13 protein-coding genes are annotated in these 13,957 nt (G+C 65.3%); 5 read left to right on the top strand and 8 right to left on the bottom strand.

The features are described 5' to 3' along the window. Positions 1-4: 4 nt before the first annotated feature. From GUV69_RS15450 to GUV69_RS15425, 6 genes are all read right to left on the bottom strand, one after another. The gene (locus GUV69_RS15450; protein ID WP_164204010.1) at positions 5-1,063 is read right to left on the bottom strand and encodes a Gfo/Idh/MocA family protein; all 1,059 of its coding nucleotides are present in this window, start codon (positions 1,061-1,063) and stop codon (positions 5-7) included. Between the two features lie 211 nt (positions 1,064-1,274). After that, a complete protein-coding gene (locus tag GUV69_RS15445) occupies positions 1,275-2,993 on the bottom strand; it encodes an ABC transporter family substrate-binding protein (protein ID WP_164204008.1) in 1,719 nt (572 codons plus the stop codon). Between the two features lie 49 nt (positions 2,994-3,042). Then, a complete protein-coding gene (locus GUV69_RS15440; RefSeq protein WP_164204007.1) occupies positions 3,043-5,280 on the bottom strand; it encodes an ABC transporter ATP-binding protein in 2,238 nt (745 codons plus the stop codon). Further along, complete coding sequence (locus GUV69_RS15435) at positions 5,277-6,251, bottom strand: ABC transporter permease (protein ID WP_164204004.1); 975 nt, start codon at positions 6,249-6,251, stop codon at positions 5,277-5,279. The genes GUV69_RS15440 and GUV69_RS15435 overlap by 4 nt, the downstream gene beginning before the upstream one ends. Positions 6,252-6,253: 2 nt before the next feature. Beyond that, positions 6,254-7,237 carry an ABC transporter permease gene (locus tag GUV69_RS15430; RefSeq protein WP_164204002.1) on the bottom strand — a complete coding sequence of 328 codons (984 nt, stop codon included), beginning with the start codon at positions 7,235-7,237 and terminating at the stop codon, positions 6,254-6,256. Positions 7,238-7,596: 359 nt separating this feature from the next. Then, positions 7,597-8,205, bottom strand: coding sequence for a TetR/AcrR family transcriptional regulator (locus GUV69_RS15425; RefSeq protein ID WP_164204000.1), 609 nt, complete (start codon positions 8,203-8,205; stop codon positions 7,597-7,599). Positions 8,206-8,329: 124 nt separating this feature from the next. On the opposite strand from GUV69_RS15425, the gene GUV69_RS15420 reads away from it, so the two are divergent. Continuing rightward, positions 8,330-8,887, top strand: coding sequence for an NAD(P)H-dependent oxidoreductase (locus GUV69_RS15420; protein WP_164203998.1), 558 nt, complete (start codon positions 8,330-8,332; stop codon positions 8,885-8,887). Between the two features lie 266 nt (positions 8,888-9,153). Beyond that, the gene (locus GUV69_RS23020; RefSeq protein ID WP_244292745.1) at positions 9,154-9,987 is read left to right on the top strand and encodes a GerMN domain-containing protein; all 834 of its coding nucleotides are present in this window, start codon (positions 9,154-9,156) and stop codon (positions 9,985-9,987) included. Between the two features lie 34 nt (positions 9,988-10,021). Here the strand turns inward: GUV69_RS23020 and GUV69_RS15410 are convergent, their stop codons facing one another. Next, a complete protein-coding gene (locus tag GUV69_RS15410) occupies positions 10,022-10,858 on the bottom strand; it encodes an isocitrate lyase/PEP mutase family protein (RefSeq protein ID WP_164203995.1) in 837 nt (278 codons plus the stop codon). A gap of 104 nt (positions 10,859-10,962) precedes the next feature. Between GUV69_RS15410 and GUV69_RS15405 the strand changes: the two genes are divergently transcribed. The 3 genes from GUV69_RS15405 to GUV69_RS15395 all read left to right on the top strand — a co-directional run bounded on the left by GUV69_RS15405 (position 10,963) and on the right by GUV69_RS15395 (position 13,263). Further along, positions 10,963-12,267, top strand: coding sequence for an aminotransferase-like domain-containing protein (locus GUV69_RS15405; protein ID WP_164203993.1), 1,305 nt, complete (start codon positions 10,963-10,965; stop codon positions 12,265-12,267). 52 nt (positions 12,268-12,319) lie between these two features. Then, positions 12,320-12,748 (top strand): universal stress protein, encoded by a 429-nt coding sequence (locus GUV69_RS15400; protein ID WP_164203991.1) that lies wholly within the window; start codon positions 12,320-12,322, stop codon positions 12,746-12,748. 167 nt (positions 12,749-12,915) lie between these two features. Beyond that, positions 12,916-13,263 carry a hypothetical protein gene (locus GUV69_RS15395; RefSeq protein ID WP_164203989.1) on the top strand — a complete coding sequence of 116 codons (348 nt, stop codon included), beginning with the start codon at positions 12,916-12,918 and terminating at the stop codon, positions 13,261-13,263. 76 nt (positions 13,264-13,339) lie between these two features. Here GUV69_RS15395 and GUV69_RS15390 read toward each other — a convergent pair whose 3' ends face one another. After that, positions 13,340-13,927, bottom strand: a complete 588-nt coding sequence (locus GUV69_RS15390; protein WP_164203987.1) for a phosphatase PAP2 family protein — start codon at positions 13,925-13,927, stop codon at positions 13,340-13,342. Between the last annotated feature and the right edge of the window lie 30 nt (positions 13,928-13,957).

Here is a 13,957-nt window from a genome sequence, read left to right as displayed (position 1 = left end):
TTTCTTAAGCCAGTTCCCGGGCTGCTTCTATTACCTTGAGGACCTCGACGGCGTCAGTTGGGTCTACCGGGACCGGGAGTTCGGAGGTGGTTCCGCCGCCGCGGATCTTGTCTCCCAGAATCCGGTAGAACTCGGGGTAGGCGCCTCGTTCGGTGGGCAGTGCGTCCAGGTGTCCGTCGCGGCCCAGTGATCCGGCCCATTCCGGCGCCTCAACGCCGTAGTCGGAATCCAGCGGGCTGCCGCCGGCAAGGATGTAGGGTTCCTGCGGGTCGATCCCGTGCTTGGTGAAGGCGCCGGTGGTGCCCAGCACGCGGAAACGCGGGCCTTGCTGGGCGCAGAGCATGTTCATGGTCAGGTGGCTGACAACGCCCGATTCGTGCTGAAGGGCCACAAACGCGTCGTCGTCGGCCTTCTCATCGGGACGCCGGATCCGCAGTTCGGAGTGGATCACCGCGGCCGGACCGAACAAGTGCAGGGCCTGGTCGATCAGGTGTGTGCCGAGGTCGAAGAGCACGCCGCCGCCGTCTGACGCCGTGGCACTGGCCTTCCATGCCTTGGCGATCTCCGGGGACCAGCGCTCGAAGCTGGACTCGAAGCGGGTGACGGTGCCCAGTGCTGCGCCGGCCAGGAGCTTCCGGACTGTCAGGAAGTCACCGTCCCAACGCCGGTTGTGGAACACGGTAAGGACCCGGCCGAGCTGCTCAGCCAAGGTGATCAGTTCCTGGCCCTCGGCACTGGTGACGGCGAACGGCTTGTCCACCACCACGTCCAGGCCGGCTTCCAGCGCTGCCTGCGCCAGCGGGAAATGCGTGGCCGGCGGGGTCCCTAGCACCACGAGGTCAAGGTCACCGGCGAGCTCAAGGACAGCACCGCCGTCGCGCACTGTTTTGACGCCCGGGTACCGCTGGGTCGCGGCCGCTTGCCGGCCGGCGTCGGACGTTGCGATGACGTCCAGCGAGTAGCGCGGGTCCGCCGCGATGAGCGGCGCGTGGAAAACGCTGCCCGAGAGGCCATACCCGACGACGGCGGTCCGGATCATGCGTTCAGGTTCAGTCGAAGTCATAGGGAGAACGGTACCCGGACGCTCTCCCACTTACTGCATGTTTCGGAGCAACCGGGCGATCAGTGCGAGAGCGTCCGTGAAAAACCCACATTAAGTGAGAGAGCGTCTGACGGGGCGGGCGGCAACAGCGAAGGCCGGCACCTCCTGGAGTTCCGGAGGTGCCGGCCTTGGCCGTGGTGCCTTGTTCAGTTAGCCGTTAAGGCGGGAGGAGTTACTTCTTTTCCCAGCCGATGGTGGTCCAGTCCGGGACCTGGGACAGGCTCTGGAACAGGGACGGGCCGTAGTTGGCCAGGCCGGTGCGGACGAAGGAGATCTGCGGGCCGTTCATCACCACGCCCATGGAGTAGTACTTCGCCATGTGCTCCTTTTCAACTTCCATGGCCGCCTTGTTGCGCTCGGCATTGTCCTCGATGGAAGCGAGGTCGGCGATCTTCTTGTCCAGTTCGGCATCGCCGAGCTGGTTCTCGTTCGTCTTGGAGTCGTAGTACTGCTTGACGGCATCCGTGGCGTCAGGGCCCACCGTGTAGCCCGAGACGCTCATATCGAACTCGCGGCTGCCAAGGACCTTGCCAAAGTCGGCGGAGGCGCGCTGGTCGATCCCGACATCCATGCCGCCGGCCTGAAGCTGCTTCTGCAGGGTCTGGGTGAAGGCGAGGGTGGTGGGGTCATCACCGAAGTTGCTGATCTTGAAGGCGGCGGGCTTGCCGTCCTTCTCCATGATGCCGTTGGCGTTGGCGGTGTAGCCGGCGTCGGTCAGGACCTTCTTGGCCGCGTCCGCGCCGGTTTCCTTGACGGGGTAGTTGTCCTGGTAGTACTCGGAGAACGGCAGGAGCATCATGGAACCGGAGCTGGGCTCTTCCCAGTTCAGGCCGTTGAAGCGGACCTTGCGGAGAGCTTCACGGTCCACGGCAGCGAAGATGGCCTTGCGGACGGCCACATCGGTAATCCGCTGGGCGTTCAGGTTCATGCCGCCGGCGAAGAGGCGCTGGCCACGGCGGACCTCGGAGTTGTTGGTGCCTTCCAGCTGCTTGTAGAGGGAGATGGTGTTGGCGGACATGCCATCGATCTCACCGTTCTTGAAGGCCGCGATCTGCGCGCTGGTTTCCAGCTGGCGGAAGACCACGCTCTCAAGGACCGGCTTGGCTCCCCACCATTTGTCGTTCGGGACCAGCGTGACGGTCTTGGCAGCAGAGTCGTACTGGTCCAGCTTGAAGGGGCCGGCCATCCACTCCGGGTGGAGTTCGCCGTTGAAGCCTTCATTGAAGAGTTCGGGGGTGTTTACGGCGGGGTGGATCAGGCCGAAGAAGAGTGAGTCCACGGGGTAGACCGGCTGGGAAGTCTTGACGATGACTTCCTTGTCGCTGCTGCCGGCTTCAACGGACTCAACAAATTCGTAGGCACCGGAGCTGACAATGTCGTAGCCGGCATCCGGGCTTTTCAGGATGTTCCAGGTGTTCTGGAAGGCCTTGACGTCGATCGGGGTGCCGTCGTTGTACGTGGCCTTGTCGTTGACCTTGATGGTGATGGTCTGCTTGCCATCGGTGACTTCGCTTTCCACAGACTCGCAGAAATCGGTATTCGGCGTCACTTTGCCGATGAAGCTGACCTTCCAGCAGCCGCCGATGCCGCCGCTGTTGACGGCCACCGGGTTCATGGGGATCTGGAGGGCAGAGTTGTCTGCGCTGTTGCCGTTGTTCGAGAACCCGTTGAAATCCGGGCCGATGTTGCCCAGCGGCAGGGTGACCTTGCCGCCCTGCTCAAGATCCGCGGCAGGCTTCTCATTGATGCTGATGAGCTTGGACAGATCACTGCCCGATTCCTGTCCCTTAGCCGTTTCCGGTCCGGTGGGAGTGCCACCACCGCCACAGGCTGTTAGCGTCAGCGCCGCGGCAATTGCCGCGGCTCCGCCGATCTTGGTCAGATTCCTCATTGTTTTCCCTTCATAGGTGCGGGTGGTGCTTGTGATGGGTATAGAAAACCTAGGGCGCATGGGGGTCCGCCGTTTCGTGGACCACCAGCATGTCCTCGTCCAGTTCGCCGTCCGGGAAGAAGCAGGCGAACTGCTGGTCCAGTGGAGGGACGGGACCTGCTTCCAGGACCTTGACCGCCGGCGACGGCAGGACCGCCTCAAGCGGCGGCTCCAGCGTGAGGCAGCGCTCCTGCTTGGCTGCCGGCAGGGCGGCGAACACCGGGCAGCGGGTGGCAAAGTTGCAGCCCTTCGGGGCATCCAGCGGGGAGGGCAGGTCGCCCTTCAGGATGATCCGCTCCCGGGTGCGCTCAATCTGCGGGTCCGGAACGGGGATGGCGGAGAGCAGCGCACGCGTGTACGGGTGGCGCGGGTTGTCGAAGACCCGGTCCACCTCGCCGATCTCCACGATCTTGCCGAGATACATCACGGCCACCCGGTTGGAAATGTGCCGCACCACGGAAAGGTCATGCGCCACCATCAGGTAGCTGAGGCCCAGTTCAGCGCGGAGCTTATCAAGCAGGTTGATCACACCTGCCTGGACCGAGACGTCCAGCGCGGACACCGGCTCGTCCAGGACCACCAGTTTCGGGTTCACGGCCAAGGCACGGGCAATGCCGACGCGCTGCCGCTGACCGCCGGAGAACTGGTTGGGGAAACGGTTGACGTGGTCCGGTTGGAGCCCCACGAGCTGAATCAGTTCCATGATGCGCTTCCTGATGGCTTTCTTGTCCATGCCCGCGTTCTGGAGCGGTTCGGCGAGGACCTCATAGACCGTGAAGCGCGGATCCAGGGCACCGGTGGGGTCCTGGAAGACCATCTGCATTTCCTTGCGCATGGCGCTCTTGGCCCTGGCATCAGCGGCCTGCTTGTTGCTGATCCCGCCGATGATCACCTCACCGTCCTGGTCCTTGTGGAATTCCATGATTTCCAGGAGGGTGGTGGTCTTTCCGGAGCCGGACTCCCCCACGATGGAGAAGCACTCGCCTTCGCGGATATCGAAACTGAGGCCGTCCACAGCCTTGACGGTGCCGATGCGCCGTTTCAGGAGGGCACCCTTGGTCAGCGGGAAGTGCTTGCGGACGTCCTTGAGTTCGAGCACCTTGGCGCGTTCCCCGCGGGGGATGGCGTCAAACCGGGACACGGCAACAGGCGGTGCCGAGAAGATTTCGAGCACGTCCACGTCCGTGCCGAGGTCATCCGACTTGATGCAGGCCGCTTTGTGCACGGTGCTGCCATTGGCGGGAAGCAGCGGCGGTTCGCCGTCGAGGCAGGCGTCGCTCACCAGGGGACAGCGCGGGGCGAAGGAGCAGCCCGTGGGCGTATGGAGCAGGTTCGGCGGGATGCCGTCGATGGGGACGAGTGAGGATTTCTCCGCCACGTCAACACGCGGCACGGCGCCCAACAGCCCCATTGTGTAGGGCATCCGGGGGTTGTAGTAGATGTCGTCCACACTGCCGGTTTCCACCGGCTTCCCGGCGTACATCACCATGATGTCGTCGGCAATGCCCGCCACCACACCCAGGTCGTGGGTGATCATCACGACGGCGGCACCCGTCTCCTCCTGCGCGGTATGCAGCACCTCCAGCACCTGGGCCTGGATGGTGACGTCCAGGGCCGTCGTCGGCTCGTCAGCGATCAGCACCCGCGGGTTGTTGGCGATGGCGATGGCAATCATGACGCGCTGGCGCATGCCGCCGGAAAACTCGTGCGGGAAGGCCTTGAGCCGGTTCTTGGGGCTGGGGATGCCCACCATCGCCAGAAGTTCGACGGCGCGGGCCTCCTTCGCCAGTTTGCTCATGGCGGGGTTGTGAATGGTGAGGGCCTCGGTGATCTGGGTTCCCACCGTGTACACGGGGGTGAGGGAGGACAGCGGGTCCTGGAACACCATGGCTATATCGTTGCCGCGATAGGCGCACATGGCTTTGTCGCTGAGGCCCAGCAGTTCCTTTCCGTTGAGCCGGACTGAGCCCGAGACATCGGCAGTGGCCGGCAGCAGGCCCATGATGGCCAGCGACGTCACTGATTTACCGGACCCGGATTCGCCGACGATTCCCAGCGTTTTGCCGGGCAGGAGGTCAAAGTTGACGCCGCGGACGGCGTGGACTGACCCGTTTTCCGAGTTGAAGCTGACGTTCAGGTCCCGGACGGACAGCACCGCGTCCGACTGCGAGTGCAGGCCTGCCACGTGGAGCCTTTCGGCTGGCGCGGGGGCCTGGTCAGCCGGCTCGATGTAGGTTCCGTTGCTCATTTGCCCTTCCTCCGTCCATTGTTCTTCCTTGCCCGGCCAACGGAACTGGAGCTCGGGTCGAAGGCGTCACGCAGGCCGTCGTTCATCATGGCCAGGGACCCCGTCAGCAGGAACATCACCGTCAGAGGAACCCAGAACATCCACGGGAAGGTCTGGACCTGGGACGTAGCCCCGCCGATCAGCACGCCCAGGCTGACATCGGGGAGCTTGATGCCAATGCCGATGAATGAGAAGGCAACTTCAGCAAGGATGGCGCCGGTGACGCCGCGGGTGATGTCCAGGACAAGCAGCGACCCGATATTGGGCACCAAGTGCCGCCAGACGATCCTGCGCGGCGGGACACCCATGTACTGGGCCGCCTTGACGAAGTCCCGCTGCATCAGCGACATGGACAGGGAGCGGATCAGCCTGGCCGTGCCCATCCAGCTGAAGACCAGGAGCACGATGATCAGGAGCAGCCAGCTGGGGAGGTTCTGCTGCAGGGTAGCCCCGCCGCCGCTCGTGGCCACCGCCACCACCAGCAGTGCCGGCATCATGATCAGCGCCTCCAGGACAAAGAGCATCACCTTGTCCACTTTCCCGCCGAAGTAGGCCATGGTGCAGCCGTAAACGGCGGCAATCAGGACCGAGACGAGGCCAACAATCAGGCCGATGAGGATGGATATGCGGGTACCTTCAACGGTCAGGGCGTAGAGATCGATGCCTGCCTGGGATGTGCCCAGGAAGTGATCGCCGGAGGGCGGCATACCGATGTTGAAGGGGTCGATGGTCTCCTTGTCCCACGACGTGAAGAAACCGCCCACGAAGGAGAAGAGAGTCAGTGCCAGGAAAATTACCAGCCCCGCCACGGCGGTCTTGTTGCGCATGAATCGGCGGAAGATGATGGTGGATTTGGCGATCACCACATCGTCGCCCTCCAGGTGCGCGTCCTGGGCTACAGCTGCCGGGTCTACGGCATTGAGGTTGGTCATGGCTACTGCACCCGCACTCTCGGGTCAACAAGCGTGGTGGCGAAATCGGCGAGGATAGCGCCGAGGGCGAAAATGACCGATCCGTAGGCCAGCGTGGCCGTGGCGGCGTTCACGTCCTGCAGCGAGATGGCGTCGATACTCCAGGAACCCACGCCGGGCCAGGCGAAGATCTTCTCCGCGAAGAAACCGCCGGCGAAGATGGCGGGGATGGTGAAGGCGATGCTTTGGGCCACGGGGATGAAGGACACCCGGAGGGCGTGCCTGGTGATGGCCTGGTTACGGGTCAGGCCCTTCGCACGGGCTGTGCGGACAAAGTCGGCGTTGACGTTGTCCAGCAGATACTGCCGCTGGGCAATCTGGTACGAGCCCCAGCCCACCAGGGTGATGGCGATGGTGGGCACCGCGTAGTGCGCCAGCATGTCCACGAACTGTGCCCATCCCGGCGCCATGCCTGGCGTGGAGATGCCGGTGACGAAGAAGATACGTTCGCCGACCGTCTCGTTGATGTTGATGGCCCCCAGCTGCACCAGGAAGTAGGCGATGGGCGCGGGCACAATGTAGGCGAGGTAGCTGTAGGACGTGATCACCCGGTCCTGGAACTTGTACTGGCGGGCAGCCGAGTACACGCCGAGGGCAACGCCGATGACGAGCGTCAGGATGATGGAGGCGAGGAAAAGCCGGGTGGAAATCCAGACGCGGTCGCCGAATTCGGCGTTGATGAAGGCCCCGTTGGGGCTGCGTCCCCAGTCCCACCGGGTGACCACCGCGGTCAGCCACTCCACGTAGCGCTCCCACGGGCTAAGGTCCGGGTCCAGGCCCTTCAGTCGCATGGAATTTGCAACCTGCTCCGGTGTGGGGCGGGGAATCCGCTCTTGTTCGAGGAGCGCCGGCTTGAGGGAACTGACCGCCAGGAAGTATCCGGCCGAAGTGGTCAGGAAGATCATGAATACGTACGTGATGCCGCGTTTGGCGAGGTACCTGAGCATAGGGGCGTCTACTTCAGGATCGGGGCCACCCGGGATGCGGAAGGAAACCCCAAGGGATCGCCTTGGGCTGGCCCCGGATTATTCGCCTTGACTACATCCATGTCCCAGATCCTTCCGATGTCCGGCTCACCGCGGGTCTCGCGGCTGCCAGGTGTCCACCAGCGCGCTGCCGGCCTCCAGTGACCACAGTCATGTCCGGGTTAGCGGGCTATGTTTTGGGTCACATTCCAGAGGAAACTACCACATAGAGGGAGGCTAAGTACGGGCCGTAGCACCAAATCCGCCCGACCGTATCAGATTGTTATGAATGGATCAGTAAAACTCATGTGACTGGACGGGTGCCCGAAATCTCGCGTAGCCTACGGCCCGCCAATAACGCGTGTGACAAGTTCGCGCCATGTGCCAATCACTCTCTCGGGTGCCAGGCCCTGGATGCGGACCAGGTAGAGCAGCCGCTCCGGCTCAAGGGTGGAGATCAGCGCAGCGGCCATCACCGCGGGGTCAGCCTCCATCCCCGCCGCCCGCAGCAGGACCTCGACGTGCCGCTGCCACAGCAGGGCCGCGGGCACCTCGAAACGGTTGGGCGCCGTACTCTCCGCGGCGCGTACGAGGTCCCCGTGTTCAAGGACGTACTCAATCCTCGCCGCTCCGAAAGCGACCAGCCGCTCCACCCCGGAAGCCCCCGGACCCAGGGGCGGGGGGCCGAACATAAAACCGGTCTGGAAGGCGGCCTCGGCGTCGCTCAGCAGCGTCATCATGAGGCCGGTCCGGCTGCCGAACCGGCGGAAGACGGTCCCCTTGCCCACGCCGGCGCGCTCGGCGAGCCGGTCCATTGTGAGGGCGTCCACGCCGCATTCTGCGATCAGTTCCCGTGCCGCACCCAGTAGCCGCTCCCGGTTCCGCGCGGCGTCACTGCGCTCCGCAACGGGGCCCGACAGGGAGCCTGGCAGCAATGGGATGTAACTCACACCCATATCTTAGCGGCTGGGGAATTTTAATCGGACCGCAGTCCGTTTAGTCCATGAAGGCAGCAACGCCTCTACCCTTCCACCGGCCAGCGGTCCCCGCCGCAGCCCGACCACAGGAGTCCGCATGTCAAAGAACACCGTCCTTACCCTTGTTGGCAGCCTCCGCGCTGGATCCACCAACCAGCAGCTGGCAGAGGCCATCCAGCTCAACGCCCCCGAGCAGGTTGATGTGGTCATCCACGAGAGCCTGGGCAACATCCCGTTCTACAACGAAGACATCGACGTCGAGGGCCAGGTCCCCGCTGCCGCCGCCGCCCTCCGCGCCGCCGCCAACGAAGCCGACACCATCCTCCTGGTCACCCCGGAGCACAACGGCACCTTGCCGGCATCCCTGAAGAACGCCATCGACTGGCTGTCCCGCCCCTTCGGCGCAGGCGCCCTCGCCGGCAAGCCCACCGCCGTCGTCGGCACCGCTTTTGGCCAGTTCGGCGGCGTCTGGGCCCAGGACGAGGCCCGCAAGGCCGTCGGCATCGCCGGCGCCCAGGTCCTCGAGGACGTCAAGCTGGCCGTTCCGGGTTCGATGGTCCGGTTCGCCGAACTGCACCCGAAGGACGACGCCGAGGTTGTTGACCAGATCAAGGGCATCTTCGCCCCGCTGACCGCAGCCCGGCCGGCAGCCTAAGGCCCGCCCGGCAAGGCCTGCCCTGTCAGGCCCGCCGCGGGCCACAACCCCCGGCATGCCGGCTGATGCCCCGGACACCCACGAGGTGCCCGGGGCATCAGTCTGTCCGGGGCATTCTGTTACCGCACCGTGAGCGCGCGGGCGCCTATCGGGACCGGGCGTGACCAACTCTTGCTCCAACCGGTACCCCGCGGACATACTCAAGCGTCCAAGGCAGCCGTAACGTTAATACACGGTAAGCACGGGGATGGGAACGCGGTGCGGGCATGGCAGGCATCCTGAGGTCCGGGACATTCATGGCGACGGCGGCGCTGACGCTTCCGCTGTGGCTCGGCTCCTGCACTCCCGCCCCCCCTCCGTCCATCGGCAGCGGCATCCCCGCCGGTGCCACCGCCGTTGAACCCGCGGCGCCTGCCGCGCAGGTTCCGGTTCCCGTTCCACAGCCGCAGGCACCTCCGCCGCCGCTGTCGGCAACCGTCGACGCCGCCGCGCCGCCCCCGGAGCAATCGGCCACACCTACCCGCTCCGCTGAGTCGCCGGAGACCGGCACCGTCACCACTCCTGCGCCCGGCGTGGTGTCTGCTCCCAGTGCCACCCCCTCCGCAGTGCCCCAACCGTCGCCAACGCCGGAGACTTCCGCGCCGCCGCAGGCCCCGTCATCCGCCGGGTCCTCCGCCGTTCCGCCCGGTCAGGAGTCCGGCACCAGGCAGGTCACGGCCTACTATGTGCTGCTTGACGACGGCGGTGCCGCCGGTGTGCGCTTTGGCTGCAATGACAGCCTGGCCAGTGTCCGCCGCACCGCGGAAGGACCGGCCGAACCGCTGCCCGCCGCCATGAACGCCCTGCTGGACGGATCCACTAAGCCTGCGCCCGGGCTTTACAACGCTTTGGCGACCTCAACGCTGACGTTCCTGTCCGGTACCTTCGACGGCACCACCGTCACCGTCTACCTGTCCGGCGCGCTTCGTCCCGGCGGTGTGTGCGACGTCCCGCGGATCGAAGCCCAACTCACCCAGACCGCCGTGGCCTCGGTCGGCGCCGTCCGCGCAGATATCTACGTCAACGGCGTGGGCCTGACAGAGGCCCTCAGCCTCAAGTAGCGCTGCACCGCCCAGCAGTCCGGATCCTCGGTTTTCATTTTTCGAACAACGCGTCCATGTCGGCGTGGCTGCGGGCTCCGGCCAGCTCTGACCAGTTGCCGTCACCGAAAACTTCTTCGGCCACCCTGAAGACAGTTGCATAGGCGGCCTTCGCAGTGTTGCCGCCAATGCTGATGCGCCGCACACCGGCGTCGTGCAGTTCCCCCACCGACGGCGCTCCCACTCCTGCGAGTGCATTCAGGGGCGCGGGAAGGCGGCGGGCGAGCTCATGCAGCACATGAAGATCGGTCACGCCGGGCACAAAGATGCCGCTGGCCCCGGCTGCCAGATACGCCTCGGCGCGGCGCACCGTCTCCTCAAAGGCGTGATCGGCGAAGGTGCCGGACAGGTATGTGTCCGTGCGGGCATTGAGATAAAGGTCGACGCCGGCTGTTGCGGCAGTCTCCCGGATTACGGTGAGACGGCGGCACTGTTCGTCGATCGCGGTGAGCGTCCCGCCGCTGGCGTCCTCGAAGTTCACGCCGACAGCGCCGGCGTCAATCACCGCGCGAATGGTGTCCCCGAGGAGGGCCTGGCGGTAGTTGCCAGCCTCGCCCGCATAGCCGTTTTCAATATCCGCCGTGACGGGAAGGCGGGTGGCCGCAACAATCCTCCTTAGCGCGTCCAGCGCGAGTCCCCGGGGCAGGTTGTTGCCGTCCGGATATCCGAGGCTCCATGAGATGGCGGAACTGGACGTGGCGATCGCGGCCGCTCCGGCCTCCTCTGTCAGCTTTGCCGAGGCTGCATCCCACACATTGACCAGCAGGAGCGGCGGACGGCCGGCCTGGTGGAGGGCGTGGAACTCGGCTGTGCGTGCGGCGGAAGCTGTCATTGGTCCATTCCAACTCCTCCCGGCCCGCCCGTAAAGAGGCGTCCGGGGTGATCTTGAACAACGGGTGTTGCCTTATTAGCAACTAGCGGCTGTATCCTGTGGGTGTGACCCACGAAACACTTGACGCTGCAGCAGCGGCGCTTCCAGCCGAAGCCATTGACGCAATCGAACGTGCGGCGACATCTGCCCACCGGGCGGCGCATCCGCACGAGGCGCTGTTCTCCGAGCGGGCGGCCAACATTAAGCAATCCGCCGTCCGGGACGTCTTCGATATCTCACTGCGGCCCGGATTGGTGTCATTGGCAGGGGGCAGCCCCTACCTGCAATCCCTCCCGCTGGAGCGGCTGGCGGCCACGGCAGCCGGCATCATCGCCACGGACGGACTGACAGCGCTGCAGTACGGCGGGGGGCAGGGCACCGACGAACTGCGTGCCCAGATCTGCGAGGTCATGGCGGCCGAAGGAATCATGGACGCCGTGCCGCAGAACGTGGTGATCACTGCCGGCTCCCAGTCTGCCCAGGACGTGGCAACGAAGGTGTTCTGCAACCCCGGGGACGTGGTGCTGGTGGAAGACCCCACCTATGTCGGGGCCCTCAACACGTTCGAGTCCTACCAGGTGGAAGTGGCCACTGTGGCGATGGACCAGGACGGCCTGGTGCCTGAACTGTTGGAGGCGAAGATCGCAGCGCTGCAGACGGCCGGCAAAAGCATCAAGTTCCTCTACACCATCCCCAACTTCAACAACCCCTCAGGGATAACGCTGGCCAGGGAGCGCCGTCAGCGGATCGTCGATATATGCCGCAACGCGAATATTCTCGTGCTGGAGGATAATCCCTACGGCCTGCTCCGCTACACCGGCGAACCGCTGGAGCCGCTGCGCGCAGCCAACCCCGCCGACGTCATCTACCTGGGCTCGTTCTCGAAGATCTTCGCCCCGGGGCTGCGCATCGGCTGGGCGCTTGTGCCGGAGCACCTCCAGCGACGTTACTACCTGGCCTCCGAGTCCGTCACGCTGTGCCCGCCCACCTTCAACCAGATGCTTGTGTCCGCCTACCTGCGGGAGTACGACTGGCAGGGCCAGATCGAGACCTACCGCGGCCTCTACGCCGAGCGGTGCGCGGCCATGCTGACCGCCCTGGACGAACACATGCCGGCAGGCACCAGCTGGACCAGCCCCGAAGGCGGCTTCTTTGTGTGGGTGACACTGCCGGAGGGCGTGGACACGTACCCCCTGTTGCAGAAGGCGATCGATGCCGGCGTCGTCTTTATCCCGGGCGCCGCCTTCACCCCTTCGGACGGGCCGTCCAACAGGCTCCGGCTGGCATTCAGCGCCGTGCCGCCGGCCGCCATCGGGGAAGGCGTGCGACGGCTGGCCGGGGTACTGCGGGAATCGCTCGCTGCGTTGTAACGTTGGCGGGACTGAGAACGGCCAGTTTTACCTCGACCAAGGAGTCACAAGCATGAGCGGAATTATTGTTGTAGGCGTTGACGGCAGCGGAACCGCCAAGAAGGCCGCCGAAGCGGCCCGCGATCTCGCCGTCGCCGTGGGTGCCTCGCTGCACGTAGTCTCAGCCTTCGACAGTGACCGCACGGAGGTGTTCGGCTCCGGCAGCGACCAGTGGATCGTCTCCGACGCCGACGGCGCCGAGCACGTTGCGAAGACCGTTGCCGATTCCCTCGCCGGTTCCATCAAGGTGACGTACTCAGCCGCCCGCGGCAAGCCGGCCGAAGCGCTGATCAGCGAAGCCGAGCGCCTTGGCGCCAAGATGATCGTGGTGGGCAACCGGCGGATGCGCGGCATCGGCCGGGTGCTCGGAAGCGTCGCCAACAGCGTGGCCCATAACGCCACCTGCGACGTCTACATTGCCAACACGTACGACGCCGACTGAGAGCCTCCCTCACGGACTGAGACACCGGACACCATGGACCGCCCCGGCGCCGGTCCATGGTGTCCGTTCTCACCCCCGCAAGGCCACATTCGGCATGGGCCGGGCGATAAAATGGAAGTGCCCCCAACGGAGCGGTCACCACTCTCCACGTCACCCAAAGGGGCCCCTTGATTACTCTTCAGCGCCGCCAGCTTGTCGGCCACGACATCCTCCTTGCCCGTCACGGCAACCACATCTGCTCGATGCGCGTGGACCACAGCAACGGCCGGGTCATCGCGCTCCTCGACGACGGCTCTCTGGACAGCGCCCCCAACCTCATCTCACCGGACCTGTGCCTGCCGGCCACCATCCGGAGCGTGCTGCGCGAGGACTGGAAGCTCTTCGCAGCCGTTTCATCCGGCGCCGTCATCCTGGGCGGCCTCCTGTTTGGCACATGCGCGGCCCTTGCCGGAACCTGGGCCGGAAGCCCGGAGATGGTCGAAGTCCTGACGGCCTATTCCTCTTACACGTACTGAGCCCTGACCTCTCGCGCGGACACGGCGTATGGCCTGTGCGCCGACGTGACGTTGAGCTCGCCAGCGCGGCCGGCAGCTAAAGCAGCCAGCCGCGCAGCAGCCACCACAGGCCAGCCATCACCAGCATGCCGAAGAGCGAGCCGGCGACCACCTGGGCCCGCGTGTGCGCCCGGAGCACCACACGGGACCAGCCGACGGCGGGGATCAGCAGGAGCAGCGGCAGCCAGGCCGGACCGAGCATCAGGACGTAAATCGCGGCCGCCGACGACATGGCCGCCGCGTGCCCGCTGATCTTCCAGAACGGGCTGACAGCGGCCAGCACCACAATGCCCGCGACGATCGCCAGCACCATGACCACCACGCTCCGCGGCGCACCAACGGCCCCGAGCACCACCAGCCCGGCGATGACGGATGCCAGCGCCATGAGAAGGACGGGCGCACGCTGGCGGCGGTTGCTGACGTGGTGATCCGTGACCTTGCCCAGCCTGACGAGCCCAAGCAGCACAAGCAGGGGCAGGACGCACACGAAGAGTGCCGCCAGCGCGCCGTAACCGAGCGTGCCCGGGAAACCCGGTTCAATCACCGGGCTGATGAGCAACTGCAGCGTCACCACCACGGGCGGCTGGAACACCTCGGTCAGCCATCTGGCGGTCCGGTTCCTCACCCGGAGCGCCGCGGCGGTGGCTCTGGAATC

The sequence above is a fragment of the [Micrococcus luteus] ATCC 49442 genome (assembly GCF_010367585.1).
Taxonomy (GTDB): domain Bacteria; phylum Actinomycetota; class Actinomycetes; order Actinomycetales; family Micrococcaceae; genus Arthrobacter; species Arthrobacter luteus_A.
The sequence above is the reverse complement of the archived record's forward strand: the minus strand, read 5'-3'. Positions and strand labels throughout refer to the sequence as shown.